General features: G+C 60.2%; 19 protein-coding genes and 3 rRNA genes. 7 read left to right on the top strand and 15 right to left on the bottom strand.

Translation table 11 applies throughout. The annotated features are described in order from the left end of the window. Positions 1–6 precede the first annotated feature (6 nt). The 5 genes from fkpB to murJ all read right to left on the bottom strand — a co-directional run bounded on the left by fkpB (position 7) and on the right by murJ (position 6,380). Positions 7–444, bottom strand: coding sequence for an FKBP-type peptidyl-prolyl cis-trans isomerase (gene fkpB / locus E5221_RS03590; protein ID WP_003258215.1), 438 nt, complete (start codon positions 442–444; stop codon positions 7–9). Further along, complete coding sequence (gene lspA, locus E5221_RS03585) at positions 437–952, bottom strand: signal peptidase II (protein WP_003258216.1); 516 nt, start codon at positions 950–952, stop codon at positions 437–439. Before lspA ends, fkpB begins: the two co-directional genes overlap by 8 nt. Further along, entirely contained in the window at positions 945–3,776 is a 2,832-nt protein-coding gene (gene ileS, locus E5221_RS03580) for an isoleucine--tRNA ligase (RefSeq protein WP_061552036.1), read from the bottom strand. The genes lspA and ileS overlap by 8 nt, the downstream gene beginning before the upstream one ends. Continuing rightward, complete coding sequence (gene ribF / locus E5221_RS03575; protein WP_023660619.1) at positions 3,773–4,723, bottom strand: bifunctional riboflavin kinase/FAD synthetase; 951 nt, start codon at positions 4,721–4,723, stop codon at positions 3,773–3,775. Before ribF ends, ileS begins: the two co-directional genes overlap by 4 nt. A 118-nt stretch (positions 4,724–4,841) precedes the next feature. Beyond that, positions 4,842–6,380: a murein biosynthesis integral membrane protein MurJ gene (gene murJ / locus E5221_RS03570; RefSeq protein ID WP_123084946.1), complete on the bottom strand. Its 1,539-nt coding sequence runs from the start codon at positions 6,378–6,380 to the stop codon at positions 4,842–4,844. 250 nt (positions 6,381–6,630) lie between these two features. Here murJ and rpsT point away from each other — a divergent pair, with 250 nt between their 5' ends. Next, positions 6,631–6,909: a 30S ribosomal protein S20 gene (gene rpsT, locus E5221_RS03565; protein WP_003247625.1), complete on the top strand. Its 279-nt coding sequence runs from the start codon at positions 6,631–6,633 to the stop codon at positions 6,907–6,909. A gap of 248 nt (positions 6,910–7,157) precedes the next feature. Here the strand turns inward: rpsT and E5221_RS03560 are convergent, their stop codons facing one another. From E5221_RS03560 to E5221_RS03525, 8 genes are all read right to left on the bottom strand, one after another. Further along, a complete protein-coding gene (locus E5221_RS03560; RefSeq protein WP_247846866.1) occupies positions 7,158–9,458 on the bottom strand; it encodes an MlaD family protein in 2,301 nt (766 codons plus the stop codon). Beyond that, positions 9,451–10,074, bottom strand: a complete 624-nt coding sequence (locus tag E5221_RS03555) for a paraquat-inducible protein A (RefSeq protein ID WP_015268842.1) — start codon at positions 10,072–10,074, stop codon at positions 9,451–9,453. Before E5221_RS03555 ends, E5221_RS03560 begins: the two co-directional genes overlap by 8 nt. Next, positions 10,061–10,720 carry a paraquat-inducible protein A gene (locus E5221_RS03550; RefSeq protein ID WP_013970746.1) on the bottom strand — a complete coding sequence of 220 codons (660 nt, stop codon included), beginning with the start codon at positions 10,718–10,720 and terminating at the stop codon, positions 10,061–10,063. The genes E5221_RS03555 and E5221_RS03550 overlap by 14 nt, the downstream gene beginning before the upstream one ends. Before the next feature lie 258 nt (positions 10,721–10,978). Beyond that, positions 10,979–11,094, bottom strand: a 5S ribosomal RNA gene (gene rrf / locus E5221_RS03545). 131 nt (positions 11,095–11,225) lie between these two features. Next, positions 11,226–14,117 (bottom strand): 23S ribosomal RNA (locus tag E5221_RS03540). Positions 14,118–14,434: 317 nt separating this feature from the next. Next, positions 14,435–15,971: ribosomal RNA gene (locus E5221_RS03535) — 16S ribosomal RNA — on the bottom strand. Together the 16S, 23S and 5S rRNA genes form the textbook arrangement of a ribosomal RNA operon. A gap of 952 nt (positions 15,972–16,923) precedes the next feature. Beyond that, entirely contained in the window at positions 16,924–18,417 is a 1,494-nt protein-coding gene (locus tag E5221_RS03530) for a CoA-acylating methylmalonate-semialdehyde dehydrogenase (RefSeq protein WP_023662877.1), read from the bottom strand. A 73-nt stretch (positions 18,418–18,490) separates the two neighbouring features. Then, complete coding sequence (locus E5221_RS03525) at positions 18,491–19,837, bottom strand: aspartate aminotransferase family protein (protein ID WP_013970744.1); 1,347 nt, start codon at positions 19,835–19,837, stop codon at positions 18,491–18,493. A 118-nt stretch (positions 19,838–19,955) separates the two neighbouring features. Here E5221_RS03525 and E5221_RS03520 point away from each other — a divergent pair, with 118 nt between their 5' ends. The 5 genes from E5221_RS03520 to E5221_RS03500 all read left to right on the top strand — a co-directional run bounded on the left by E5221_RS03520 (position 19,956) and on the right by E5221_RS03500 (position 24,310). Then, on the top strand, positions 19,956–20,873 hold the full coding sequence (locus tag E5221_RS03520) for a LysR family transcriptional regulator (RefSeq protein WP_013970743.1): 918 nt from the start codon (positions 19,956–19,958) through the stop codon (positions 20,871–20,873). A 90-nt stretch (positions 20,874–20,963) separates the two neighbouring features. Next, entirely contained in the window at positions 20,964–21,626 is a 663-nt protein-coding gene (locus E5221_RS03515; RefSeq protein WP_003257076.1) for a TetR/AcrR family transcriptional regulator, read from the top strand. A 9-nt stretch (positions 21,627–21,635) separates the two neighbouring features. Then, on the top strand, positions 21,636–22,220 hold the full coding sequence (locus E5221_RS03510) for a YigZ family protein (RefSeq protein ID WP_015268839.1): 585 nt from the start codon (positions 21,636–21,638) through the stop codon (positions 22,218–22,220). A gap of 369 nt (positions 22,221–22,589) precedes the next feature. Continuing rightward, positions 22,590–23,276, top strand: coding sequence for an SDR family oxidoreductase (locus E5221_RS03505; protein ID WP_013970741.1), 687 nt, complete (start codon positions 22,590–22,592; stop codon positions 23,274–23,276). 86 nt (positions 23,277–23,362) lie between these two features. Beyond that, positions 23,363–24,310: an adenosine deaminase gene (locus E5221_RS03500; RefSeq protein WP_061552088.1), complete on the top strand. Its 948-nt coding sequence runs from the start codon at positions 23,363–23,365 to the stop codon at positions 24,308–24,310. 31 nt (positions 24,311–24,341) lie between these two features. On the opposite strand, the gene E5221_RS03495 is transcribed toward E5221_RS03500, so the two are convergent. Beyond that, positions 24,342–25,055 carry a helix-turn-helix transcriptional regulator gene (locus tag E5221_RS03495; protein ID WP_061552087.1) on the bottom strand — a complete coding sequence of 238 codons (714 nt, stop codon included), beginning with the start codon at positions 25,053–25,055 and terminating at the stop codon, positions 24,342–24,344. A gap of 487 nt (positions 25,056–25,542) precedes the next feature. Between E5221_RS03495 and E5221_RS03490 the strand changes: the two genes are divergently transcribed. Continuing rightward, positions 25,543–25,740: a hypothetical protein gene (locus E5221_RS03490; protein ID WP_015268837.1), complete on the top strand. Its 198-nt coding sequence runs from the start codon at positions 25,543–25,545 to the stop codon at positions 25,738–25,740. Here the strand turns inward: E5221_RS03490 and E5221_RS03485 are convergent. Beyond that, positions 25,691–26,872 (bottom strand): multidrug effflux MFS transporter, encoded by a 1,182-nt coding sequence (locus E5221_RS03485; RefSeq protein ID WP_015268836.1) that lies wholly within the window; start codon positions 26,870–26,872, stop codon positions 25,691–25,693. The two genes, E5221_RS03490 and E5221_RS03485, sit on opposite strands and share 50 nt — an antisense overlap. Positions 26,873–26,882 lie beyond the last annotated feature (10 nt).

Genomic DNA, 26,882 nt, shown 5'->3' with positions numbered 1-26,882 from the left:
CCAGGCTTACAGGGCCTTCACCTCGAGGATCTCCACCTCGAAGGTCAGGGTCTTGCCAGCCAATGGGTGATTGAAGTCGATGGTCACCTGGTCGTCATCGAACGCTTTGACCACACCCGGCAGCTCGGTGTTGGCGGCGTCGTTGAAGATGATCAACAGCCCTTCGGACAACTCCATGCCCTCGAACTGAGACCGTGGCATGACTTGCACGTTCTGCGGGTTTGGCTGGCCGAACGCGTTCTCCGGGGCCACCACGACGGTACGCTTGTCGCCGCCCTTGAAGCCGAACAGGGCGTTCTCGAACCCTGGCAGCAGGTTGCCATCGCCAACCTTGAAGGTGGCCGGGGCCTTGTCGAACGTGCTGTCGACGGTATCGCCGTTTTCCAGGTGCAACGCGAAGTGCAGGGTGACTTCGGTGTTCTGGCCGATACGGGTGTCAGTCATGGACCGGATCCTCGGACTTCTTGCTCTTGAACATATCCAGCGCCAGCATCACCGCACCAACGGTGATGGCGCTGTCGGCCAGGTTGAAGGCCGGGAAGTAATGGCGGTTCTGCCAGTGCACCAGGATGAAGTCGACCACATGGCCGAGCACGACGCGGTCGTACAGGTTGCCGATCGCGCCACCCAGCACCAGCGCCAGCGCCACGGCCAGCCAGGTCTCGTTGCGCCCCAGGCGCTTGAGCCAAACCACCAGCACGGCACTGACCACCACGGCGATCAGGGCGAACAGCCAGCGCTGCCAGCCCGAGCTTTCCGCCAGGAAGCTGAACGCCGCGCCGGTGTTGTAGGCCAGGGTCCAGCTGAAGTAGTCAGGGATGACGACAACCTGCTGGTACATGGTCAGGGCATTGTTGAAATACAGCTTGGTGGCCTGGTCGAGGACCAGTACCACCAGGCTCAGCCAAAGCCATGCAAGGCGCCCGAAGCGCCCCGCTACAGGGTTAGGCATAGTGGCGCACCTCGCCGGAACCGCTCAGGTTGTCGACGCAACGGCCGCAGATTTCCGGATGCTCCGGGTGGCTGCCGACGTCGGCGCGGAAGTGCCAGCAACGGCCGCACTTGGTGTGGCCGGACTTGACCACTTGCAGCTTGAGGCCTTCGACTTCGGTGGCCACCGCTTCGGCCGGCGCTTGCGCGAATGGCACAACGCTGGCAGCCGAGGTGATCAGCACGAAGCGCAGTTCGTCGCCCAGCTTGCCCAGGTCGGCGCTCAGGCCTTCGTCGGCGTACAGGGTGACTTCGGCCTGCAGGTTGCCGCCGATGACCTTGGCGGTACGCTGGTTTTCCAGCTCCTTGTTGACCGATGCCTTGACGGCCATCACGCGGTCCCAGTAGGCGCGGTCCAGTTCGGTACCTTCCGGCAGCTCGCTCAGGCCTTCGTACCAGCCGTTGAGCATTACCGACTCGTTGCGCTCGCCTGGCAGGTACTGCCAGATTTCGTCGGCCGTAAACGCCAGGATCGGCGCGATCCAGCGTACCAGCGCCTCGCTGATGTGGTAGAGCGCGGTCTGGCAGGAACGGCGAGCGACACTGTTGGCGCCGGTGGTGTACTGGCGGTCCTTGATGATGTCGAGGTAGAAGCCGCCCAGTTCCTGCACGCAGAAGTTGTGCACCTTGGAGTAGACGTTCCAGAAACGGTACTCGCTGTAGTGCTCTTCCAGCTCGCGTTGCAGCAGCAGGGTACGGTCAACCGCCCAGCGGTCCAGCGCCAGCATGTCTTCCGGGGCCAGCAAGTCGCGGGCCGGGTCGAAGCCGGACAGGTTGGAGAGCAGGAAGCGTGCAGTGTTGCGGATACGGCGGTACGCGTCGGCGCTGCGCTGCAGGATCTGCTCGGAAACGGCCATTTCACCGGAATAGTCGGTAGCGGCAACCCACAGGCGCAGGATATCGGCACCCAGGGTGTTGTTGACCTTCTCCGGCTCGATGGTGTTGCCCAGCGACTTGGACATCTTGCGGCCGTTCTCGTCCACGGTGAAGCCGTGGGTCAGCAGCTCGCGGTACGGCGCGTGGCCGTCGATGGCGCAACCGGTCAGCAAGGACGAGTGGAACCAGCCGCGGTGCTGGTCGGAACCTTCCAGGTACAGGTCGGCACGCGGGCCGGTGGCGTGGCCGATGTCATGCGAGCCACGCAGCACGTGCCAGTGGGTGGTACCCGAGTCGAACCACACGTCGAGGGTGTCGGTGATCTTGTCGTACTGCTCGGCTTCAGCGCCCAGCAGTTCGGCGGCGTCCAGCTTGAACCAGGCCTCGATGCCTTCCTGTTCGACGCGCTTGGCCACTGCTTCCATCAGCTCGACGGTGCGTGGGTGCAGCTCGCCGGTCTGCTTGTGCAGGAAGAACGGGATCGGTACACCCCAGTTGCGCTGACGGGAGATGCACCAGTCCGGGCGGTTGGCGATCATCGAATGCAGGCGCGCCTGGCCCCAGGCCGGGACGAACTTGGTGTCTTCGATGGCTTTAAGTGCGCGCTCACGCAGCGGCTCGCCGGTGGTCGGCTGCTTGTCCATACCCACGAACCACTGCGCGGTGGCGCGGTAGATCAGCGGGGTCTTGTGGCGCCAGCAGTGCATGTAGCTGTGGCTGATGGTTTCGGTGTGCATCAGCGCGCCGACTTCGCTCAGCTTCTCGACGATGGCCGGGTTGGCCTTCCAGATGAACTGGCCGCCGAAGAATGGCAGCGAGTCCACATACACGCCGTTGCTCTGCACCGGGGTGAGGATGTCGTCGTTGACCATGCCGTAGCGCTTGCAGGTGACGAAGTCGTCTTCACCGTAGGCTGGCGAGGAGTGCACCACGCCGGTACCGGCGCCCAGCTCGACGTAGTCAGCCAGGTAGATTGGCGACAGGCGGTCATAGAACGGGTGGCGGAAGTTGATCAGTTCCAGTGCCGAACCCTGGGCGGTGGCAATGACCGAGCCTTCCAGGCTGTAGCGCTTGAGGCACGACTCGACCAACTCTTCGGCCAGAACCAGCAGACGCTCGCCGGTGTCGACCAGGGCGTACTTGAACTCCGGGTGGATGTTCAGCGCCTGGTTGGCCGGGATAGTCCACGGGGTGGTGGTCCAGATCACGATGGCAGCCGGCTTGGCCAGCGAAGCCAGACCGAAGGCAGCAGCCAGCTTGGCGTCATCGGCTACCGGGAAGGCAACGTCGATGGTCTGCGATTTCTTGTCGGCGTACTCGACTTCGGCCTCGGCCAGGGCCGAACCGCAATCGAAGCACCAGTTCACAGGCTTCAGGCCCTTGAACACGAAACCTTGCTTGACCATCTCGGCCAGGGCGCGGATTTCGCCGGCCTCGTTGGCAAAGTTCATGGTCTTGTACGGGTTGTCCCAGTCGCCCAGCACGCCCAGGCGGATGAACTCGGTCTTCTGCCCTTCGATCTGCTCGGCGGCGTACTCGCGGCACAGCTCGCGAGTGCGGTCGGCGGACAGATGCTTGCCGTGGGTGACCTCGACCTTGTGCTCGATCGGCAGGCCATGGCAGTCCCAGCCCGGCACATACGGCGCATCGAAGCCGGCCAGGGTCTTGGAACGGACGATCATGTCCTTGAGGATCTTGTTCAGCGCATGACCGATGTGAATCTTGCCGTTGGCATAGGGCGGGCCGTCGTGCAGGACGAACTTGGGACGATCCTTGCCAATTTCGCGCAGCTTCTGGTACAGGCCAATGCTGTCCCAGCGCTGCAGGATCTGCGGTTCGCGCTGAGGCAGGCCGGCCTTCATGGGGAAGGCGGTGTCCGGAAGGTTAAGCGTGGCTTTGTAGTCGGTCATTTCAGGCTCTTCGTTAGCGGTTGAGCGTGCCAATGTGCACGTGCGGCGGCGATATCCGCATCGATCGCCGACTTCAGCGCCTCCAGGGAGGCGAATCGCTGCTCTTCTCGCAGCTTGTGGTGGAACTCCACCGTCAGGCGCCGGCCGTAAAGGTCGCCGGCATAGTCCAGCAGATGAATCTCCAGGTGCGGGCGCCCATCACCGGCAACGGTGGGGCGCACGCCGATATTGCCGACACCCGGCCAGGCCTTGCCGTCGATTTCGATGCTGGCCAGGTAGACCCCGGACAGCGGCACGCGGCGGCGCTTGAGCTGGATGTTGGCGGTAGGTGTGCCGAGCTGGCGGGCCAGCTTCTGGCCATGCAGCACGCGGCCGCTGATGCGGTACGGGCGGCCCAGCAGGTGCTCGGCCAGCTCGAAGTTGCCTTCGGACAGGGCCTTGCGCACTTCGGTGCTGCTGACCCGCAGGCCGTCCTGGATCACCGTGTTGGCAGCCTCGACGGTGAAGCCGTACTGCTTGCCGGCCTCGACCAGGAAAGCGAAGTCGCCGGCGCGGTCGCAGCCGAAGCGGAAGTCATCGCCCACTTCGAGGTGGCGTACACCCAGGCCGTCGACCAGGATGGCCTTGACGAAGGCATCGGCGCCGAGCTTGCTCAGGCGCTGGTTGAATGCCAGGCACAGCACCCGGTCGATACCCTCGGCCGCCAGCAGCTCGATCTTGTCGCGCAGCCGGGCCAGGCGGGCCGGCGCGGTGTCGGGGGCGAAATACTCGCGTGGTTGCGGTTCGAAAATGACCACGCAGGTCGGCAGGCCCAAGGCCTGGCCGCGCTCGCGCAGGCGCGCCAGGATAGCCTGGTGGCCGCGGTGAACCCCGTCGAAGTTGCCAATGGTGGCGACACAGCCCCGGTGCTCGGGGCGCAGGTTGTGAAGACCTCGAACCAGCTGCATAACGCGCTTCTTGCTCATAAAGTGGCCGATTATAACCACACCCGGGCGCCGGTGACAGGCAGCAGCGCCCAAGGGCGGCGTGGAATGCGAAAAACCGACGCCTGACCCGCCCGATGCCTCAGTGCAAGGCCTTGCGGGCGAAATGCCGAGGCCGGAAGCCGCACAGGTACAGGCAGCCGAAATAGGTCACGACGCCCGCCAGTACCAGAGCCCCCAGGCGCACCAGGCGCTCGAGCATGTTGCCCTGTTCCCAGGCCGGCAGATAATGCATGCCGGCCAGCAACACCGCCGACATCAGCCCCACCGCCAGCACCAGCTTGAGCAGGAATATCGCCCAGCCTGGTTGCGGCTGGAACAGCTGCTGACTGCGCAGTTTCCAGAACAGCAGGCCGGCGTTCAGGCAGGCCCCCAGGCTGATCGCCAGGGCCAGGCCGGCATGCGCGAGCGGCCCGATCAGGGCCAGGTTGAACAGTTGGGTGCAAACCAGGGTGAATACCGCGATCTTCACCGGTGTACGGATATTCTGCTGCGCATAGAAGCCCGGTGCCAGCACCTTGACCAGAATGATCGCCAGCAAGCCCACCGAATAGGCGATCAGCGCCTTCTGGGTCATGGCTGCGTCGACGGCAGTGAACTTGCCGTACTGGAACAGCGCCACGGTCAGTGGCTCGGCGAGAATGGCCAGGGCCAGGGTGCATGGCAGCACCAGCAGGAAGCACAGGCGCAGGCCCCAGTCGAGGATCCGCGAGTATTCCTCGCGGTCCTTGTTGGCGTAGGTCTTGGCCAGGGTCGGCAGCAGTATGGTGCCCAGGGCCACGCCCAGTACGCCGGAAGGCAGCTCCATGAGGCGGTCGGCGTAGTACATCCACGACACCGAGCCGGCTACCAGGAAGGAGGCGAAGATGGTGTTGATGATCAGCGAGATCTGGCTCACCGACACCCCGAGGATCGCCGGCAGCATCTGCTTGAGCACCCGCCACACGCCGGCATCACGCAGGTTCAGGCGTGGCAGCACGAGCATGCCGATCTTCTTCAGCGCTGGCAGCTGGTACAGCAACTGTGCCAGGCCACCGGCCAGCACGCCCCATGCCAAGGCCATGATGGGCGGGTCGAAATACGGCGTGAGCAGCACGGCGAAGGCAATCATCGCCACGTTCAGCAAGGTCGGGGTAAAGGCCGGCACCGAGAAACGGTTCCAGGTATTGAGGATTGCCCCGGCCAGGGAGGACAGCGAGATCAGCAATATATAAGGAAAAGTCACCCGCAACAGGGCGGTGGTCAGTTCGTACTTTTCGGCACTGTCGACAAAGCCTGGTGCGGTCGCCCACACCACCCATGGCGCCGCCAGGATGCCGATGGCGGTCACCAGCGCCAGAACCAAGGTCAGCAGGCCACTGACATAGGCGACGAAGGTGCGGGTCGCCTCCTCGCCTTGCTGGGTCTTGTATTCGGCCAGGATCGGCACGAAGGCCTGGGAAAATGCGCCCTCGGCGAAGATGCGCCGCAGCAGGTTGGGCAGCTTGAAGGCGATGAAGAAAGCATCGGTGGCGATGCCGGCGCCGAAAACACGCGCCAGGATGGTGTCGCGGACAAAGCCTAGCACCCGGGAAATCATGGTGATCGAGCTTACCGCAGCCAGGGATTTGAGCAGGTTCATCGAAAAGATTCACGCCAAGGGCAGAGGACGCTGCCAGACAGCGTCCGAATGTGCGATACTCCCGCGCCTTCGCAGGGGAGCCAAAAATTCCCGAGTTTACAGGTCGCGCAGCAGAAAGGAATATTTCCCTCTTGTTGGCGCACCGCTCGGCGGAACCTTGCAGGTGGCCTTGACATCCGTTCGACTGATCGGCATGATTCGCGGCCTATTTTGTTTGCTATTTACCTAAAGTCTTTCGAGGAGCTCGACGGTGGCCAACACACCTTCCGCCAAGAAACGTGCAAAACAGGCTGAGAAGCGTCGCAGCCACAACGCCAGCCTGCGTTCCATGGTCCGTACCTACATCAAGAATGTAGTTAAAGCCATCGACGCAAAAGACGCCGAAAAAGCGCAAGCCGCTTACGTTCTGGCTGTGCCTGTAATCGACCGTATGGCCGACAAGGGCATCATCCACAAGAACAAGGCTGCTCGTCACAAAGGCCGTCTGAATGGCCACATCAAGGCGCTGAAAGAAGCTGCAGCTGCCTAAGCGACGCGCTAGTCGAAAAACCGACCCTAGGGTCGGTTTTTTGTTGCCTGCGATTTGTGCAAGCATCCCGCCCAGTTGATTACGATCGGCTTTTTGTAGGAGCAGCCTTGTGCTGCGAATGGGCTGCATAGCAGCCCCAGGCTTCAGCTGGCAGCGGACATTGTCAGGGCTGCTACGCAGCCCATTCGCAGCACAAGGCTGCTCCTACGGAAAAGCGCAAGGCTGCACTTGGCAGCCCTGCCTCCACATCACTTGGCAATCTGAATCTTCGGCGCCCACTGCAGCCATTCATCCTCGGCCTTGTCGAACAAGGCGAACGTCTGCTGCGGCCGTGCCGGGTTGCCCATCTGCTCGCCATCCGGCGTGGCAAAGGCGATACCGCCGTCGATCATGGTCTCCACCGACTCGGTACGCACCGTAACCCCCTTGACCAGCCCCCAGTCGAAACCGAAGCCGCTGCTGTTCCAGAAACGGCTGCCGCTGCGCACCAGGGCCGCGTAGCGCGGCTCGATCAGGATATGGATCAATACGCGGTCAGCGCTCTGGCCCAGTTCGAAGCCCGTCACCTTGCCCACCGCAACCTCACGATAGGTCACCGGCACGCCCGGCTTGATCGAGCCACGGCGCGGGGCGCTCAGCGTCAACGGCAGCCCGACTTCAGGCACTGCCACCTGCGGGGCGTCGGCCAAGGCGATGAAATCGCGCTGCGGGCCACGGTCCTTGGCAGCCGGCTGCACTTCCAGGTACTGCCCGCCCACCAGAGTGTCGAGGTTCTGCGTGCGCACCAGGCCAAAGGCTGGCTTGACCACCCAAAACTGCGTACCGACGCGGGCGATACGGTCCGCCGCTTCGGTAATGCGCGCCCGCAGCAGCACCGCCTGCAGGTCATCGGTCAGGTCGACGCTCTCGATGCTGCCCACATCCAGGCCACGGAAGCGGATCGCCGTACCCGGCTTGAGGCCATCGGCACGGTCCACGCGAATGGTGATCAACGTACCCGCGCGGTTGACCGCATCCTGGCTGTCATGCAGGCGGAAGCGCGGGATGTGGCGTTTCAGGGGCACATCGGGCCGTGGCGTGTCGAATGCGATACCACCGGCCATCAGGGTTTGCAGTGACTCACTCTTGATCTTGATGCCCGAAAGGCCGCCCGTCAGGGTGATGCCACTGACATTCCAGAAGCGCGACGAACCGTTGACCAGCTTTTCGTATTCCTTCTCGATATGCACACCGATCAGGATGCGATTGCTGTTGCGGGCGAACTGGTAGCTCTGCACGCTACCCACCTTCACCTGGCGGTACATGACCGGGCTACCGACTTCCAGCGAACCCAGGGTGTCGGCGAACAGCACCATGTGCAGGCCTGGTGCTTTGAGGTCGAGCGGAGGCGCCTTGGCGCGGGCTTCGAACTCGCGTTCGGGCCGCGCGCCCCTTTCACCAGGGCGAATGGCAATGTAGTTACCCTTGACCAGCGCCTCCAGGCCGGTGATACCCGCCAGGGAAATCGACGGCTTTACCACCCAGAACTGCGTGCCCTCGACCAGATAATCCTCGGCCAACGGGTCCAGCGTAAGCTCGGCTGAGGCACTGGCCAGGTTGTCTGCCATTGTCAGGGCTTTCAGCGAGCCTACCTGGATGCCCTTGTACATGACCGGTGTACGGCCCGCCTGCAGGCCCTCGTAATCGCTCAATTTCACCTTCACCCGGATACCGGCCTGGGCCGCATCAAAGTCCTCATACAGACGGAACGGCAGGTTCGAGTCGGTGGGTGGACTGTCCTTGCGGTGTTCCGGCGTGGCAAAGGCGATACCACCGGCGACAATGCTCGACAGCGATTCACTACGCACTTTCACGCCCGACAGCGAGGCATCGATGCTGACGCCGCTGGCATTCCAGAAACGCGTGTGCTTGCGCACCAGGCTGGCATAGGCCGGCTCGATGAAGACCTTTATCTCGACGGTGCTCTGGTCCTCGGACAGGCGGTAGCTTTTAACCCGGCCAACCTGGATCTGCTTGTAGAACACCGGGCTGTCACGGTTGAGCGACCCAAGCCGCTCAGCCTTGAGGGTAAGGTGCAGGCCCGGCTCGGTGTCCGACAGCGGCGGCGCAACCTTCAAGGCAGTAAAACGCTTGGTGCGCTCCCCCTCCCCTGGGCTGACGGCGATGTAGTTGCCTGACACCAGAGTTTCCAGGCCGGAAATACCCGCCAGGCTGACGCTCGGCTTCACCAGCCAGAAACGCGTGCCTTTGGTCAGATGCGGCTCGGCAGCCTTGTTCATCTCGATGGTGGCGATCACTCCCTGGTTCTCACCCTTGGCGTCGAGCACCAGGCTCTTGACCTTGCCAACCGGCATGCCCTTGTAGATCACCTCGGTCTTGTTGGCGACGATACCCTCACCCGACTCGAAGCGGACTTCAATTTCCACACCGGCATCACGGTAAGCCTGCCACGCAAGCCAGCCACCGATCATCAAGGCGATCAAAGGCAGGATCCATATGGCCGACCAGTTCGAGGCTGGGCGGGTTTTAGCCGTTGGCAGGTCACTCATGGTCGTCATCCGACTCCGTGTTGTCCCAAATCAGTCGGGGATCGAAAGTTAAAGCGGCAAGCATTGTCAGGATCACCACAGTTGCAAAGGCGACAGCGCCCAGGTTGGCTTCGACACTGGCTATTCGGCCGAAATTCACCACCGCCACCAGGATGGCGATGACAAAGATATCGAGCATGGACCAGCGCCCAATGAATTCGATGAAGCGGTACATCAATATCCGTTGCCGTGCCGAAAGCGGCTGACGGCGCTGAACGGAGTACAACAGCAAGCCGATGCCCACCAGTTTGAACGTGGGCACCAGGATACTGGCAATGAACACCACGGCAGCAATGGGCACCATGCCATGCTTGAGCAAGGTGATGACGCCGGACATGATCGTGTCGGGGCTGCCTTGGCCCAGGGTGCTCACGGTCATGATCGGCAGCATGTTGGCCGGGATGTACAGGATCGACGCGGCAATCAGCAGCGCCCAGGTACGCGCGATGCTGTTCGGCCGACGGGCATGCACGATGGCACCGCAGCGTGTACAGGTTTGTGAAGTGCTGTCTGGCTGTTGCCGGTTCAGCTCGTGACATTCATTGCAGACAAGAATGCCTGCATCAATCGCCCGCATGCAGGTCCTCCCCTGATAGCGCACTCCAGATCTGATGCGGTGACATCACCACCTCGAGCCACACCTGGATCAATAACAGGCTGATGAAGCAGAACAGCCCCAGGCCTACCGTCAGCTCGGCCAGGTCCACCAGCTTGACGATGGCTACCAGCACGCCCATGAAATAGACCTCGAGCATGCCCCAGTCACGCAAGTGGTGATAGATGCGGTAGAACAGCAGGCCGAAACTACGCCCCACGTTCAGACGGATACTCAAGAGCACGACCAGCTGACAGAGCAGTTTTGCCAGAGGGATGGCCATGCTGCACAAGAAAACCACGACGGCCACACCGCGCATTTCCGAGTTGTACAGGCCCAGCACGCCGCTCCAGACAGTATCGTCCGATGTCTGGCCAAGCAGGTGCAGCTGCATGATCGGCAGGAAATTGGCAGGCACAAACAGCAGCAAGGCGGTGAGCACCAGGGCCAGGCTGCGGTTGACCACATTGTGCCGATGGGCGTACAGCTCATAGCCGCAGCGCGGGCATTGGGCTTTCTCATCATGCTGGAGCACGGGCTTGCGCAGCAGCAGGTCACATTCATGACAGGCGACAAGCTCGTCCAACGGCAACTGGGCCAGGGTTTCAGGTTCGACAGGATTGGGCATATAGCGCTTCTGAATAGGTGCGTGGGCCTATTCTAGTGTTCTGGCTCGAATTGTGGGAGGCGACGATTGAACGGTGACCAGTGCGGGCGAGTCGAGGCGTCGAACCGCCGCGAAGCGGGCGACGTGGTGGATGGCACCGGCTATGCCGGTGTTCGCGGGTGAACCCGCTCCCACAGGGACTGCGTATGCCCAGGAATTTTTGCGCCACAAAGACAAAACCCCTACCTGCATGCGCAGATAGGGGTTTTGAGAAATGAATCTTGACGATGACCTACTCTCACATGGGGAAACCCCACACTACCATCGGCGATGCATCGTTTCACTGCTGAGTTCGGGATGGGATCAGGTGGTTCCAATGCTCTATGGTCGTCAAGAAATTCTGTTGCCAGAATGTCCAGATGGACAGCCCAGCGAATTCGGATATGCGATATTTGTGATGTTGCGAACTTTCGGTTGCTTCGTCTTCACCACCGCAATCTGCGCTAGCAAATTGCTTGGGTGTTATATGGTCAAGCCTCACGGGCAATTAGTATTGGTTAGCTCAACGCCTCACAGCGCTTACACACCCAACCTATCAACGTCGTAGTCTTCGACGGCCCTTTAGGGGATTCAAGATCCCAGTGAGATCTCATCTTGAGGCAAGTTTCCCGCTTAGATGCTTTCAGCGGTTATCTCTTCCGAACATAGCTACCCGGCAATGCCACTGGCGTGACAACCGGAACACCAGAGGTTCGTCCACTCCGGTCCTCTCGTACTAGGAGCAGCCCCTCTCAAATCTCAAACGTCCACGGCAGATAGGGACCGAACTGTCTCACGACGTTCTAAACCCAGCTCGCGTACCACTTTAAATGGCGAACAGCCATACCCTTGGGACCGGCTTCAGCCCCAGGATGTGATGAGCCGACATCGAGGTGCCAAACACCGCCGTCGATATGAACTCTTGGGCGGTATCAGCCTGTTATCCCCGGAGTACCTTTTATCCGTTGAGCGATGGCCCTTCCATACAGAACCACCGGATCACTAAGACCTACTTTCGTACCTGCTCGACGTGTTTGTCTCGCAGTCAAGCGCGCTTTTGCCTTTATACTCTACGACCGATTTCCGACCGGTCTGAGCGCACCTTCGTACTCCTCCGTTACTCTTTGGGAGGAGACCGCCCCAGTCAAACTACCCACCATACACTGTCCTCGATCCGGATAACGGACCTGAGTTAGAACCTCAAAGTTGCCAGGGTGGTATTTCAAGGATGGCTCCATGAGAACTGGCGTCCCCACTTCAAAGCCTCCCACCTATCCTACACAAGCAAATTCAAAGTCCAGTGCAAAGCTATAGTAAAGGTTCACGGGGTCTTTCCGTCTAGCCGCGGATACACTGCATCTTCACAGCGATTTCAATTTCACTGAGTCTCGGGTGGAGACAGCGCCGCCATCGTTACGCCATTCGTGCAGGTCGGAACTTACCCGACAAGGAATTTCGCTACCTTAGGACCGTTATAGTTACGGCCGCCGTTTACCGGGGCTTCGATCAAGAGCTTCGCTTGCGCTAACCCCATCAATTAACCTTCCGGCACCGGGCAGGCGTCACACCCTATACGTCCACTTTCGTGTTTGCAGAGTGCTGTGTTTTTAATAAACAGTCGCAGCGGCCTGGTATCTTCGACCGGCATGGGCTTACGGAGCAAGTCCTTCACCCTCGCCGGCGCACCTTCTCCCGAAGTTACGGTGCCATTTTGCCTAGTTCCTTCACCCGAGTTCTCTCAAGCGCCTTGGTATTCTCTACCTAACCACCTGTGTCGGTTTGGGGTACGGTTCCCAGTTATCTGAAGCTTAGGAGCTTTTCTTGGAAGCATGGTATCAACCACTTCGTCGCCTAGAGGCAACTCGTCATCAGCTCTCGGCCTTGAAATCCCGGATTTGCCTAAGATTTCAGCCTACCACCTTAAACCTGGACAACCAACGCCAGGCTGGCCTAACCTTCTCCGTCCCTCCATCGCAATAACTGGAAGTACAGGAATATTAACCTGTTTTCCATCGACTACGCTTTTCAGCCTCGCCTTAGGGACCGACTAACCCTGCGTCGATTAACGTTGCGCAGGAAACCTTGGTCTTTCGGCGTGCGAGTTTTTCACTCGCATTGTCGTTACTCATGTCAGCATTCGCACTTCTGATACCTCCAGCAAGCTTCTCAACTCACCTTCACAGGCTTACAGAACGCTCCTCTACCGCGTCATCAAAGATGACACCCGTAGCTTCGGTGCATGGTTTGAGCCCCGTTACATCTTCCGCGCAGGCCGACTCGACTAGTGAGCTATTACGCTTTCTTTAAAGGGTGGCTGCTTCTAAGCCAACCTCCTAGCTGTCTAAGCCTTCCCACATCGTTTCCCACTTAACCATGACTTTGGGACCTTAGCTGACGGTCTGGGTTGTTTCCCTTTTCACGACGGACGTTAGCACCCGCCGTGTGTCTCCCATGCTCGGCACTTCCAGGTATTCGGAGTTTGCATCGGTTTGGTAAGTCGGGATGACCCCCTAGCCGAAACAGTGCTCTACCCCCTGGAGTGATACATGAGGCGCTACCTAAATAGCTTTCGAGGAGAACCAGCTATCTCCGAGCTTGATTAGCCTTTCACTCCGATCCACAGGTCATCCGCTAACTTTTCAACGGTAGTCGGTTCGGTCCTCCAGTCAGTGTTACCTAACCTTCAACCTGCCCATGGATAGATCGCCCGGTTTCGGGTCTATACCCAGCGACTAAACGCCCTATTAAGACTCGCTTTCGCTACGCCTCCCCTATTCGGTTAAGCTCGCCACTGAATATAAGTCGCTGACCCATTATACAAAAGGTACGCAGTCACCTAACAAAGTAGGCTCCCACTGCTTGTACGCATACGGTTTCAGGCTCTATTTCACTCCCCTCTCCGGGGTTCTTTTCGCCTTTCCCTCACGGTACTGGTTCACTATCGGTCAGTCAGTAGTATTTAGCCTTGGAGGATGGTCCCCCCATATTCAGACAAAGTTTCTCGTGCTCCGTCCTACTCGATTTCATTGACAAGAGATTTTCGTGTACGGGGCTATCACCCACTATGGCCGCACTTTCCAGAGCGTTCCACTAATCTCAAATCAACTTAAGGGCTGGTCCCCGTTCGCTCGCCACTACTAAGGGAATCTCGGTTGATTTCTTTTCCTCAGGGTACTTAGATGTTTCAGTTCCCCTGGTTCGCCTCTTGCACCTATGTATTCAGTACAAGATACTCAGCTTATGCTGAGTGGGTTCCCCCATTCAGAGATCTCTGGATCACAGTCTGTTTGCCGACTCCCCAAAGCTTATCGCAGGCTACCACGTCTTTCATCGCCTCTGACTGCCAAGGCATCCACCGTATGCGCTTCTTCACTTGACCATATAACCCCAAGCAATCTGGTTATACTGTGAAGACGACATTCGCCGAAAATTCGCATGTTGCTCTTTCGAGCAGAACTCACAAATTTTACCTTAGCCTGATTAACCAGCAGTGAAACTGGTCATCAGTCTATATCTATCACATATCCGAATTTTTAAAGAACGATCTGACAAAAGTCAGAAATCAACATTCGATGCGAATGCTCATTTCCAAGTTCTGACCAGGAACAACACAAGACCCATACAGGATCTTGATTGTCTTCAACCATGAATCAAGCAATTCGTGTGGGAGCTCATCAGTAGGCTGATGTCGTCGATTAAGGAGGTGATCCAGCCGCAGGTTCCCCTACGGCTACCTTGTTACGACTTCACCCCAGTCATGAATCACACCGTGGTAACCGTCCTCCCGAAGGTTAGACTAGCTACTTCTGGTGCAACCCACTCCCATGGTGTGACGGGCGGTGTGTACAAGGCCCGGGAACGTATTCACCGCGACATTCTGATTCGCGATTACTAGCGATTCCGACTTCACGCAGTCGAGTTGCAGACTGCGATCCGGACTACGATCGGTTTTGTGAGATTAGCTCCACCTCGCGGCTTGGCAACCCTCTGTACCGACCATTGTAGCACGTGTGTAGCCCAGGCCGTAAGGGCCATGATGACTTGACGTCATCCCCACCTTCCTCCGGTTTGTCACCGGCAGTCTCCTTAGAGTGCCCACCATAACGTGCTGGTAACTAAGGACAAGGGTTGCGCTCGTTACGGGACTTAACCCAACATCTCACGACACGAGCTGACGACAGCCATGCAGCACCTGTGTCAGAGTTCCCGAAGGCACCAATCCATCTCTGGAAAGTTCTCTGCATGTCAAGGCCTGGTAAGGTTCTTCGCGTTGCTTCGAATTAAACCACATGCTCCACCGCTTGTGCGGGCCCCCGTCAATTCATTTGAGTTTTAACCTTGCGGCCGTACTCCCCAGGCGGTCAACTTAATGCGTTAGCTGCGCCACTAAAATCTCAAGGATTCCAACGGCTAGTTGACATCGTTTACGGCGTGGACTACCAGGGTATCTAATCCTGTTTGCTCCCCACGCTTTCGCACCTCAGTGTCAGTATCAGTCCAGGTGGTCGCCTTCGCCACTGGTGTTCCTTCCTATATCTACGCATTTCACCGCTACACAGGAAATTCCACCACCCTCTACCGTACTCTAGCTCGCCAGTTTTGGATGCAGTTCCCAGGTTGAGCCCGGGGCTTTCACATCCAACTTAACGAACCACCTACGCGCGCTTTACGCCCAGTAATTCCGATTAACGCTTGCACCCTCTGTATTACCGCGGCTGCTGGCACAGAGTTAGCCGGTGCTTATTCTGTCGGTAACGTCAAAACAGCAAGGTATTAACTTACTGCCCTTCCTCCCAACTTAAAGTGCTTTACAATCCGAAGACCTTCTTCACACACGCGGCATGGCTGGATCAGGCTTTCGCCCATTGTCCAATATTCCCCACTGCTGCCTCCCGTAGGAGTCTGGACCGTGTCTCAGTTCCAGTGTGACTGATCATCCTCTCAGACCAGTTACGGATCGTCGCCTTGGTGAGCCATTACCTCACCAACTAGCTAATCCGACCTAGGCTCATCTGATAGCGCAAGGCCCGAAGGTCCCCTGCTTTCTCCCGTAGGACGCATGCGGTATTAGCGTTCCTTTCGAAACGTTGTCCCCCACTACCAGGCAGATTCCTAGGCATTACTCACCCGTCCGCCGCTGAATCAAGGAGCAAGCTCCCTTCATCCGCTCGACTTGCATGTGTTAGGCCTGCCGCCAGCGTTCAATCTGAGCCATGATCAAACTCTTCAGTTCAATACTGCTTGGGTTTTTAAGAAACCCTAAACTTGGCTCAGCAATCTCAAATGACTATGTGATTTCTCGCATGGCCACTTGTGATGCTGATAATCTTTGTGACTATCAGTCCGTACTCACAAGCACCCACACGAATTGCTTGATTCGATTTGTTAAAGAGCGTTTGGTTAAGAGCGTTTCGTCTCAACCGAGGCGCGCATTCTACGCTTCCCTCATTTGCTGTCAAGCGTTTATTTTGAAGTTTTTTGCGAGAAACTCGTTTAGCTTCAAACACTTGACTCGCTGCGATCTCTCGTAGCGGGAGGCGAATCATACAGCGTTTAGAAGCGCTGTCAACCATCATCTCAACCGCTGGCGATCATTTGATCGTAGCCCTTTCAACTTCGCTTCAACTATCTAACTCTTTGAAAATCAAGGAGTTTGTCGTTCCGGCGTCGCTGGAAGTGGGGCGCATTATAAGGGGATTCAGAAGGCGGTCAAGGGTTAATTTCATTTATTTGAAATATCCCAGGCGAAGACCTTATAAAGGCCACCAGATGTTCGCCACAACACCTTCTGCACCTATGAGATCGAGCGCCGCCCGCGCGGCGCTTCGCAGCACAAGGCTGCTCCTACATCTGTTTCGGGCCAGTCACGCCTGTGCCTGCGCACGCGACCGCCTTGTTTGCCCGACGCGACATCGAGGTGGACGCCAAGGCGGTCGCGTGCCGTTCTCACAGGAATAATTGGCCCGAAACAAACGGTAGGAGCAGCCTTGTGCTGCGAAGCGCCGCGCGGGCGGCGCTCGATCTCACAGGCGCCAGAAAACCCAAGACAGCCACCTCTCAAAGCCAATACCATCTCAAGACAGGCCCATAGCCGCCCTGACGCACACGACAACCAAAAGCCAAAACACCAAACCCCAAAAACAAAGCGGGGAGGCCTGTCGGCCTCCCCGCTTCTGCTTCATCCCTTACAAACTAGGGAACGCAAACTGCGAAGCCTCATGGCTGGCCCGCTGCGGCCAGCGCTGGGTAATCGCCTTGCGACGGGTATAGAAGCGCACACCGTCCGGACCATAGGCATGCAGGTCACCGAACAACGAGCGCTTCCAGCCACCAAAGCTGTGGTAGGCCACCGGTACCGGCAGCGGTACGTTCACACCGACCATGCCCACTTCGATCTCGTCACAGAACAGGCGCGCCGCTTCACCGTCACGGGTGAAGATGCAGGTGCCGTTGCCGTACTCGTGATCGTTGATCAGTTGCATGGCCTGCTCCAGGCTGTTCACACGCACTACGCACAGCACCGGGCCGAAGATCTCTTCCTTATAGATGCGCATCTCTGGGGTCACCTTGTCGAACAGGGTGCCACCGACGAAATAGCCATCCTCATTACCGGCCACACGGAAACCACGGCCATCCACCACCAGCTTGGCGCCAGCAGCAACACCGTCATCGATGTAGCCCACTACCTTGTCACGGGCAGCAGCCGTCACCAGCGGCCCCATGTCCAGGCCGCACGAGGTGCCGGCCCCAATCTTCAGTGCCTTGATCTGCGGTTCCAGCTTGGCAATCAGGGCGTCAGCCACCTGGTCACCCACGCATACCGCCACCGAAATGGCCATGCAACGCTCGCCGCATGAACCGTAGGCCGCCCCCATCAGTGCGCTCACGGCATTGTCCAGGTCGGCATCCGGCATCAGCACCGCATGGTTCTTCGCACCACCCAGGGCCTGCACACGCTTGCCGCGCTTGGTGCCTTCAGCGTAAATGTACTCGGCGATCGGAGTCGAACCGACGAAGCTCAGGGCCTTCACTTCCGGCGCTTCGATCAGCGCATCCACCGCTTCCTTGTCGCCATGCACCACGTTGAGGATACCCTTCGGAAGGCCGGCTTCCAGCAGCAGCTGGGCGATGAACAGAGTCGAGCTCGGGTCGCGCTCGGAAGGCTTGAGGATGAAGGCGTTGCCGCAGGCGATGGCCAGTGGGTACATCCACAGCGGCACCATGGCCGGAAAGTTGAACGGGGTGATACCGGCAACCACGCCCAGCGGCTGGAAGTCGGACCAGGCATCGATGTTCGGGCCGACGTTGCGGCTGTACTCGCCTTTGAGCACTTCAGGCGCGGCGCAGGCGAACTCGACATTCTCGATGCCACGCTTCAGTTCGCCGGCAGCATCTTCCAGGGTCTTGCCGTGCTCTTCGCTGATCATCTGCGAGATACGCGCTTCGTTCTGCTCCAGCAGTTGCTTGAAACGGAACATCACCTGGGCGCGCTTGGCCGGTGGGGTGTTGCGCCAGGCCGGGAAGGCAGCCTTGGCCGAGTCGATCGCTTCCTGCACGGTCGCGCGGCTGGCCAACTCGACTTTGCGCACGGCCTGGCCGGTGGACGGGTTGAAGACATCGGCGGTGCGCTCACCCTTGGTAACCAGTTCGCCATGGATCAGGTGCTGAACAATGCTCATGCAAAACTCCAGATAAAGAAGGTTGAGGCAGGCGCGCGATGCGTTCACGCGCCAGGCATCAGAATCGGAAAGATCAGTCGATCAGGTTCAGGGTTTCGCCTACTGCGTCGAACAGGCGATCCAGTTCCTGCGGCGTGGTGTTGAAGGTTGGGCCGAACTGCAGGGTGTCGCCACCGAAGCGTACATAGAAGCCTTTCTTCCACAGTTTCATCGCCGCTTCGTACGGACGCACGATGGCATCACCGTCCCGGGCAGCGATCTGGATCGCGCCGGCCAGGCCGTAGTTGCGGATATCGACGATGTTCTTGGTGCCCTTCACGCCATGCAGCAGCTTCTCGAAGTGCGGCGCCAGCTCGGCGGCGGCCTGCACCAGGTTTTCCTTCTGCAGCAGGTCCAGCGCGGCGATACCGGCGGCGCAGGCTACCGGGTGGGCCGAGTAGGTGTAGCCGTGCGGGAATTCCACAGCGTACTCGGGGGTCGGCTGGTTCATGAAGGTCTGGTAGATCTCGCTGCTGGCGATAACCGCGCCCATCGGGATGGCGCCGTTGGTCACCTGCTTGGCGATGCACATAAGGTCCGGGGTCACGCCGAAGGCTTCGGAGCCAGTCATCGCGCCCATGCGGCCGAAGCCGGTAATCACTTCGTCGAAGATCAGCAAGATGTTGTGCTGGGTGCAGATTTCACGCAGGCGCTTCAGGTAACCCTTCGGCGGCGGCAGAACACCAGCCGAACCCGCCAGCGGCTCGACGATCACGGCAGCGATGTTGGAGGCGTCGTGCAGCTCGATCAGCTTGAGCATCTCGTCAGCGAGGGCGATACCACCCTCTTCCGGCATGCCTTTGGAGAAGGCGTTGACCGGGAGCACGGTGTGAGGCAGGTGGTCGACATCCAGCAGCTGACCGAACAGCTTGCGGTTACCGTTGACGCCACCGAGGCTGGTGCCGGCGATGTTCACGCCGTGGTAGCCGCGAGCACGGCCGATGATCTTGGTCTTGGTCGCCTGGCCTTTCAGGCGCCAGTAGGCACGCACCATCTTCAGCGCGGTGTCGGCACACTCGGAACCGGAGTTGGTATAGAACACATGGTTCAGGTCGCCCGGGGTAAGTTCGGTGATCTTCTCGGCCAGCTGGAACGACAGCGGGTGGCCGAACTGGAAGGCCGGGGAGTAGTCCAGTGTGCCGATCTGGCGAGCCACCGCTTCGGTGATTTCCTTGCGGGTGTGCCCGGCGCCGCAGGTCCACAAACCGGACAGGGCATCGAAGATCTTGCGCCCCTGGTCGTCGAACAGGTAGCTGCCTTCGGCCGCCACGATCAGGCGTGGGTCGCGCTGGAAGTTGCGGTTGGCGGTGTAGGGCATCCAGTGCGCATCCAGCTTGAGCTGGCTGGCGATACCGGCGGGGGCGGTTTCGGGCATGTTCATCGGCGGTTCCTCGGAAGACGATTAGGCAACGATGGATGTTGTTGCAGCTAAATTGGCACGGCGATAAAGTCTGGAAAAGCCAACATTTCTAATCTTCAGACAGGCCCTGACTAAACTAATGAGCCGACGCCCCGATCCACTCGCCCAAGTCAGCGATTTTGACATCCGCCTGCTGAAGATCTACCGCAGTGTCGTCGAGTGCGGCGGCTTCTCGGCCGCCGAAAACGTGCTGGGCATTGGCCGTTCGGCCATCAGCCAGCAGATGAACGACCTCGAGCAACGCCTGGGCCTGCGCCTGTGCCAGCGCGGACGCGCCGGGTTCTCGCTGACCGAGGAAGGCCGCGAGGTCTACCACTCGGCGCTGCAACTGCTCAGCGCTCTGGAAAGCTTTCGCACCGAGGTCAACGGCCTGCACCAGCATTTGCGTGGCGAGCTGAACATTGGCCTGACCGACAACCTGGTGACCCTGCCACACATGCGCATTACCCATGCCCTGGCCGAGCTCAAGGACCGCGGCCCCGATGTGCGCATCCAGATCCGCATGATCGCACCCAGCCAGGTCGAGCACGGCGTGCTCGATGGCAGCCTGCATGTAGGTGTGGTGCCGCAGACCAGCCCGCTGTCGGGCCTCGAGTACCAGCCGCTGTACAGTGAGCGCTCGCTGCTGTACTGCGCAGTCGGCCACCCACTGTTCTATGCCGATGACCAGCAGATCGACGACGACCGCCTCAACAGCCAGGAAGCCATCACCCCCACCTTCCGCCTGCCGGCCGAAATCCAGGCGCATTACCAGGCACTGAATTGCACGGCCAGTGCTTCGGACCGCGAAGGCATGGCGTTTCTCATCCTTACCGGGCGCTACATCGGCTACCTGCCAGACCACTACGCCACGTTCTGGGTGCAGCAAGGCCGCTTGCGTGCCCTCAAGCCCCGGGAACGCTTCTATGACCTGAGTCTCAGCTGGGTAACGCGCAAGGGCCGGCGGCCGAACCTGGTACTGGAAAGCTTCCTCGAAAGCCTGGCTGCGACACGCTGATGCCAGTCTGTGCCGCAAACGCTTGTCACTTCGGCACAGGCAGGTAATCTTGTCCGACAGCCGCAGCCACTGACCCGTACGGAATCGTCCATGACCCTAGAAGTCCCTGCGCATCGCCTCTCCGCCTCGGGCAAGCCCGCGGGCCGCATCCGCCAGAAGAACGAACAGGCCATTATCCAGGCCGCCGAAGACGAGTTTGCCCGCCATGGTTTCAAGGGCACCAGCATGAACACCATCGCCCTCAAGGCGGGGTTGCCCAAGGCCAATCTGCATTACTACTTCACCAACAAGCTGGGCCTGTACATTGCCGTACTCAGCAACATCATCGAGTTGTGGGACAGCACCTTCAACGCCTTGAGCGTCGACGACGACCCGGGCGAAGCCCTGAGCCAGTACATCCGCACCAAGATGGAGTTCTCCCGGCGCAACCCGCAAGCCTCGCGGATTTTCGCCATGGAAGTGATCAGCGGCGGCACCTGCCTGAGCGAATACTTCAGTGCCGACTACCGAGAATGGTTCCGCGGCCGGGCCGCGGTGTTCCAGGCCTGGATCGAAGCCGGAAAGATGGACCCGGTCGACCCGGTGCACCTGATCTTCCTGCTGTGGGGCAGCACCCAGCACTACGCCGACTTCGCCACCCAGATCTGCCAGGTGACCGGCCGCAGCCGCCTGACCAAGCAGGACATGGAAGACGCGAGCAACAATCTTATCCACATCATTTTGAAGGGCTGCGGCATCAAGCCGGCTGCCTGATCGTCATTTATGCCTTCTACCCTGCTCGACCTCTGCGAGTACCGCGAGGAAATCCGCAAAAGCCGCTTCATCACCCTGGCCGGGCCGATCAGCAGTGCCGCCGACGCGATGAGTTTCATCGAACGCCACAGCGACCTGGCCGCCACCCACAACTGCTGGGCCTGGAAGCTTGGCGCCCAGTACCGCAGCAGCGATGACGGCGAACCTGGCGGTACCGCGGGGCGGCCAATCCTCGCGGCCATCGAGGCGCAGGACTGCGACCAGGTGGTAGTGCTGGTAATCCGCTGGTACGGCGGCATTCAGCTGGGAACTGGCGGCTTGGCCAGGGCCTACGGCGGCGGCGCCAACAAATGCCTGCAACAGGCACCCAAGCGGCTGCTGGTACAGCGCAGCGAATTCACCTGCAGTTGCAGTTTCAGCGAACTGGCACTGGTAAAGCTGCGCCTGGCAGAGGTTGACGGCCTGGTTCTGGACGAACAATTCACCGCCAATGGCGTGGACCTGCTGATTGCACTCGGCGACACCCATCTTGCGCAAATTCAGCAGCAGTTGGCCGACTTGAGCCGCGGGCGCATTCTGCTCGAAGCACGTTGAACATTGCCCACAACAACTGTGGGCCGGCCTGTGGATAAGCTTGGGGCATTCGCTTGCAGGCAGCATTAATCAAGGGCTACAGAGGCTTGATCATATTTTGATCACCATTTGATGACAGCCGCAAACCGTTGATGCTCCTGACGTTATCCCCAGGTCCCCAGCCTGCGTACCCCCGCACAGCCATCTGCGCTTGCACACAATAACTGTGGACCAGCTTGTGGATAACCCGTGCGCCAACAAGCCGAAGGCCACGCCGTACAAGGGCCTGACGCAACTGGTGATTTTTCGTACAGCCCACAACGAGGCGCTCGGCACCACAGTGCATTATCCTCAATATCCTTCTTCGAACCGATCACGGAGCGCATCCAAATGGCTAACGCAAAAACCGCACTCATCATCGGCGCCTCGCGCGGGCTGGGCCTGGGCCTGGTGCAACGCCTGCAGGAAGACGGCTGGACCATCACCGCCACCGTGCGCAACCCGCAGCAGCCCGGCGCCCTAGCGGACGTGCCCGGCGTGCGCATCGAACAGCTGGAAATGAACGACACGGCCCAGCTCGATGGCCTCAAGCAACGCCTGCAAGACCAAGTCTTCGACCTGGTGTTCATCAACGCCGGGGTCATGGGGCCTCTGCCGCAAGACCTGGAGACGGTGCAGAACAAGGACATCGGCGACCTGTTCATGACCAACGCCGTGGCGCCAATCCGCGTGGCCCGCCGCCTGGTCGGCCAGGTACGCGAAGGCAGCGGCGTGCTGGCCTTCATGAGCTCGATCCTGGGCAGCGTGACCATCCCCGATGGCGGCGAAATCTGCCTGTACAAGGCCAGCAAGGCGGCCCTGAACTCGATGATCAACAGCTTCGTCGTCGAGCAACAACGCCCCGACCTTTGCGTATTGGCCATGCACCCTGGCTGGGTGAAAACCGACATGGGCGGTGAAAACGCCGAGATCGACGTGCTGACCAGCACCCGCGGCATGCTTGAACAGATCAAGGCGCAAAGCGGCAACGGCGGCCTGCGCTTCATCAACTACAAGGGCGAACCCTTGGTCTGGTGATTCACCAGGTCGCAGCCTGGCCGTGCGCAATGCCCGGCCAGGCTCTGTAGAATGGCGGCAACCGTACCTGATCGAGATGACCCACCATGTATGACTGGTTGAACGCCCTGCCCAAGGCCGAACTGCACCTGCACCTGGAAGGCTCGCTGGAGCCCGAGCTGCTGTTCGCCCTGGCCGAGCGCAACAAGATCGCCCTGCCCTGGGCCGATGTGGAGACCTTGCGCGGTGCCTATGCCTTCAACAACCTGCAGGAGTTCCTGGACCTGTATTACCAGGGCGCCGACGTGCTGCGCACCGAGCAGGACTTCTACGACCTGACCTGGGCCTACCTGCAACGCTGCAAGGCGCAGAACGTGATCCACACCGAACCGTTCTTCGACCCACAGACCCATACCGACCGCGGCATCCCCTTCGAGATGGTGCTCAACGGCATCAACCAGGCGTTGAAGGACGGTCGCGAACAACTGGGCATCAGCAGTGGCCTGATCCTCAGCTTCCTGCGCCACCTCAGCGAAGATGAAGCACAGAAAACCCTCGACCAGGCCCTGCCATTCCGCGATGCGTTCATCGCCGTTGGCCTGGACAGCTCGGAAATGGGGCACCCACCGAGCAAGTTCCAGCGCGTGTTCGACCGCGCCCGCAGCGAAGGCCTGGTCGCCGTTGCCCATGCCGGCGAGGAAGGCCCGCCCGAGTACATCTGGGAAGCCCTGGACCTGCTGAAGGTCAAGCGTATCGACCACGGTGTGCGCGCCATCGAGGACGAGCGCCTGATGCAGCGCATCATCGACGAGCAGATCCCGCTCACGGTGTGCCCGCTGTCGAACACCAAACTGTGCGTGTTCGACCACATGAGCCAGCACAACATCCTCGAGATGCTCGAGCGCGGCGTGAAGGTCACGGTCAACTCTGACGACCCGGCCTACTTCGGCGGCTATGTCACCGAAAACTTCCACGCCCTGTACACCCATCTGGGTATGACCGAAGACCAGGCCCGTCGACTGGCCCAGAACAGCCTGGATGCCCGGCTGGCCTGAATGACCTGACGGCGACATATCTGTGGCGCCGTCAACCTACCTGCAACGTCGGCACGCGGGCAATGCGATTGATCTGCTGGATACCCAACGCAGAAATATGCAATGCCCGCGAGTCCTCGGCCTCGCGCATCCAGCCAGATTGCAGGAACAGCCGGAACAAGGCCTGCCCCAGTACGCCACCCAGGTGCGGCCCCTGGTCGTTCCACTCGGTGCAGCGGCAGATCACACAGCCACGTTGCTGGTGCGGCGCCAAGGCATCGATGTAGACCCCGACCAAAGCCAACTGCCTCCGCCCCTCTTCGCTTACCATCAACTGCCGACCACTACCCTCCAGCCAGCCGGCCACCACCAGACGGTGATACAGTTCACCGGCCAGTTCCCCACCCAGGTGATCGCCACAGCGACGCGCCCTGCGTATCGACATGGGTAGCGGTGATACCGGTGCCTTGGCCCGCTCCCCCCTGGCACTCTCCAACTGGACACTGGCCAGGGCCTCCACCGCCGCCCCGACTTGCGGGGTGGCCAGCCGGAAGTAGCGCTTGCGCCCCCGCGCTTCGTGCCGGAGCAAACCGGCCGACGACAACAACGAAAGATGAGCGCAGGCCGATGACGAGGTCAGGCCTGTCATTACCGCGAGCTCGTTGGCCAGCCGCGGCGTGCCATCGATCAATGCCCACAACATGGCACTGCGCTTGGGGTCGGCCATCAGGCTGGCAATCTGGCTGATACTGCTGGCTGCGTTCATGTCCCTGTAACTCCCTGCAAGTTCACTGTGTGGATGCGATGGCCACCCCTGGCAGGGAAGCGCCTCTCGCTGGCACTGGCCTGGTTCGCCAGTATAAGCCGCAAAAAACGCCATTCAGGCAGCGCCGCGCAGTGGTGCCACAGGCAAAATACCACTGGGTATGCCTACCCATGGCAAGCAGTGAAGCAGTGCGTGAAAGCTGCCCGGACCGCGTGGGCAAGCAGCCCGGCACACATGGCAGGAGCCCGGGAACGACAGGCGGAAAAAACACCGGATGCAACTTCGGACGCGGCCGACAACCAATTTCCACAAGTAGCGCAAGCCAAAGCGAAGGTTCCACGTGCTTGCGGGCATTGCACCCCAAGCAGGAAAAAACATGTAGAAAACATTCTTGCCAACCGTCAGTCAGGACACTGATGCAGGTCATGGCGGGCAGAAGGTGCAGCGCTACACTTCATCCGCTCTCCCCCTTTGGAGGTATGCCGCGATGAAAATTGTCGTCAGTGCGTCGAGCCGAAACCCCGCTTGCCCCTGGCAGGTCCAGCTCGATCAACACGTGGTCAGTTTCCGCAGCGAGGCCGAGGCGCGTGCCTTCGTCGCCACGCTGGAAACCCGCCTGCATGCACCTCACCCGCTTATGCGGGAGCCTTGGCCGGCAAGCGTCGGGTCAGCAGCGCGACACTGACCACCAGCGCCCCGCACAGGCTGATCACCAGCGCCATCGGTACCGCACTGCCATCATGCAGCAGCCCGACCAGCGCTGCTGCGCCGGCGGCAACGCTGAACTGCAGGCAGCCCATCAGCGCCGAGGCACTGCCGGCCCGCGCCCCCTGCCCGCTCATGGCACACGCAGAGGCGTTGGGGATGATGCAGCCAAGGCTGGAGATGCAGACGAACAGCGGTACCAGCAGTGGCCACAGCTGTGTTGGCCGCATTGCCGCCACGGCCAGCAACACCAAGCCCGCAGCCAGGTACAGCCACACCGCACGCGCCAACAGAAACGCCGGCCCGCGCTTGGCCAGCAAGCGTGCATTCACCTGCGCCACCAGGATGAAGCCGGCGGCATTGGTGCCGAACAACCAGCCGTAATGCTCGGCCGGCACGCCGTAGAGCTTGATGAACACGAAAGGTGAACCGGCGATGTAGGCAAACATGCCGGCGATGGCGATACCACCGGTCAGGGCATGGCCGACGAACACCCGGTCAGCGAACAGACGCAAGTATTGGCGCATGGCGCCAGACAGCGGTTGCCGCGGTATGTGCTCGGGCAGGCTTTCCGGCAGGCCCAGGCTGACCGCCAGCAGGCAGCCGGCACTGAACAGGCTCAGGGCGAGGAAGATCGATTGCCAGCCGGCCACGTTCACCAGCACCCCGCCCAGCATCGGTGCCAGGATTGGCGCCAGGCCCATGACTAGCATCAGCTGCGAGAACACTTTGGCCGAGGCCACCGGGTCGCACTTGTCACTGACGATGGCCCGCGAAAGCACCATCCCGGCGCAACCGCCCAACGCCTGGACAAACCGCGCCAGCACCAGGGTATCGAGGTTGGGGGCATAGGCACAGGCCAGTGACGCCAGGGTGAACAGGGTCACCCCGAACATCAGCGGCTTGCGTCGGCCAAAGCGGTCAGCCACCGGCCCGTAGGCCAGTTGCCCGATGGACAGGCCAAGGAAGTAGGCGGCCAAAGTGGCCTGGACGTGTTTTTCATCGGTGGCGAACGCCTGCGCCATGGCCGGGAAAGCAGGCAGGTAGAAGTCGATCGCCAAGGGCCCGAACGCACTGAGTGCGCCCAGGATGAGCACCATTCGCAGGTTCATCAGGAATCCA

The sequence above is a fragment of the Pseudomonas sp. A2 genome, assembly GCF_023100865.1.
Classification (GTDB): Bacteria; Pseudomonadota; Gammaproteobacteria; order Pseudomonadales; family Pseudomonadaceae; genus Aquipseudomonas; species Aquipseudomonas asiatica.
This window is presented reverse-complemented; position numbering and strand designations above follow the sequence as displayed.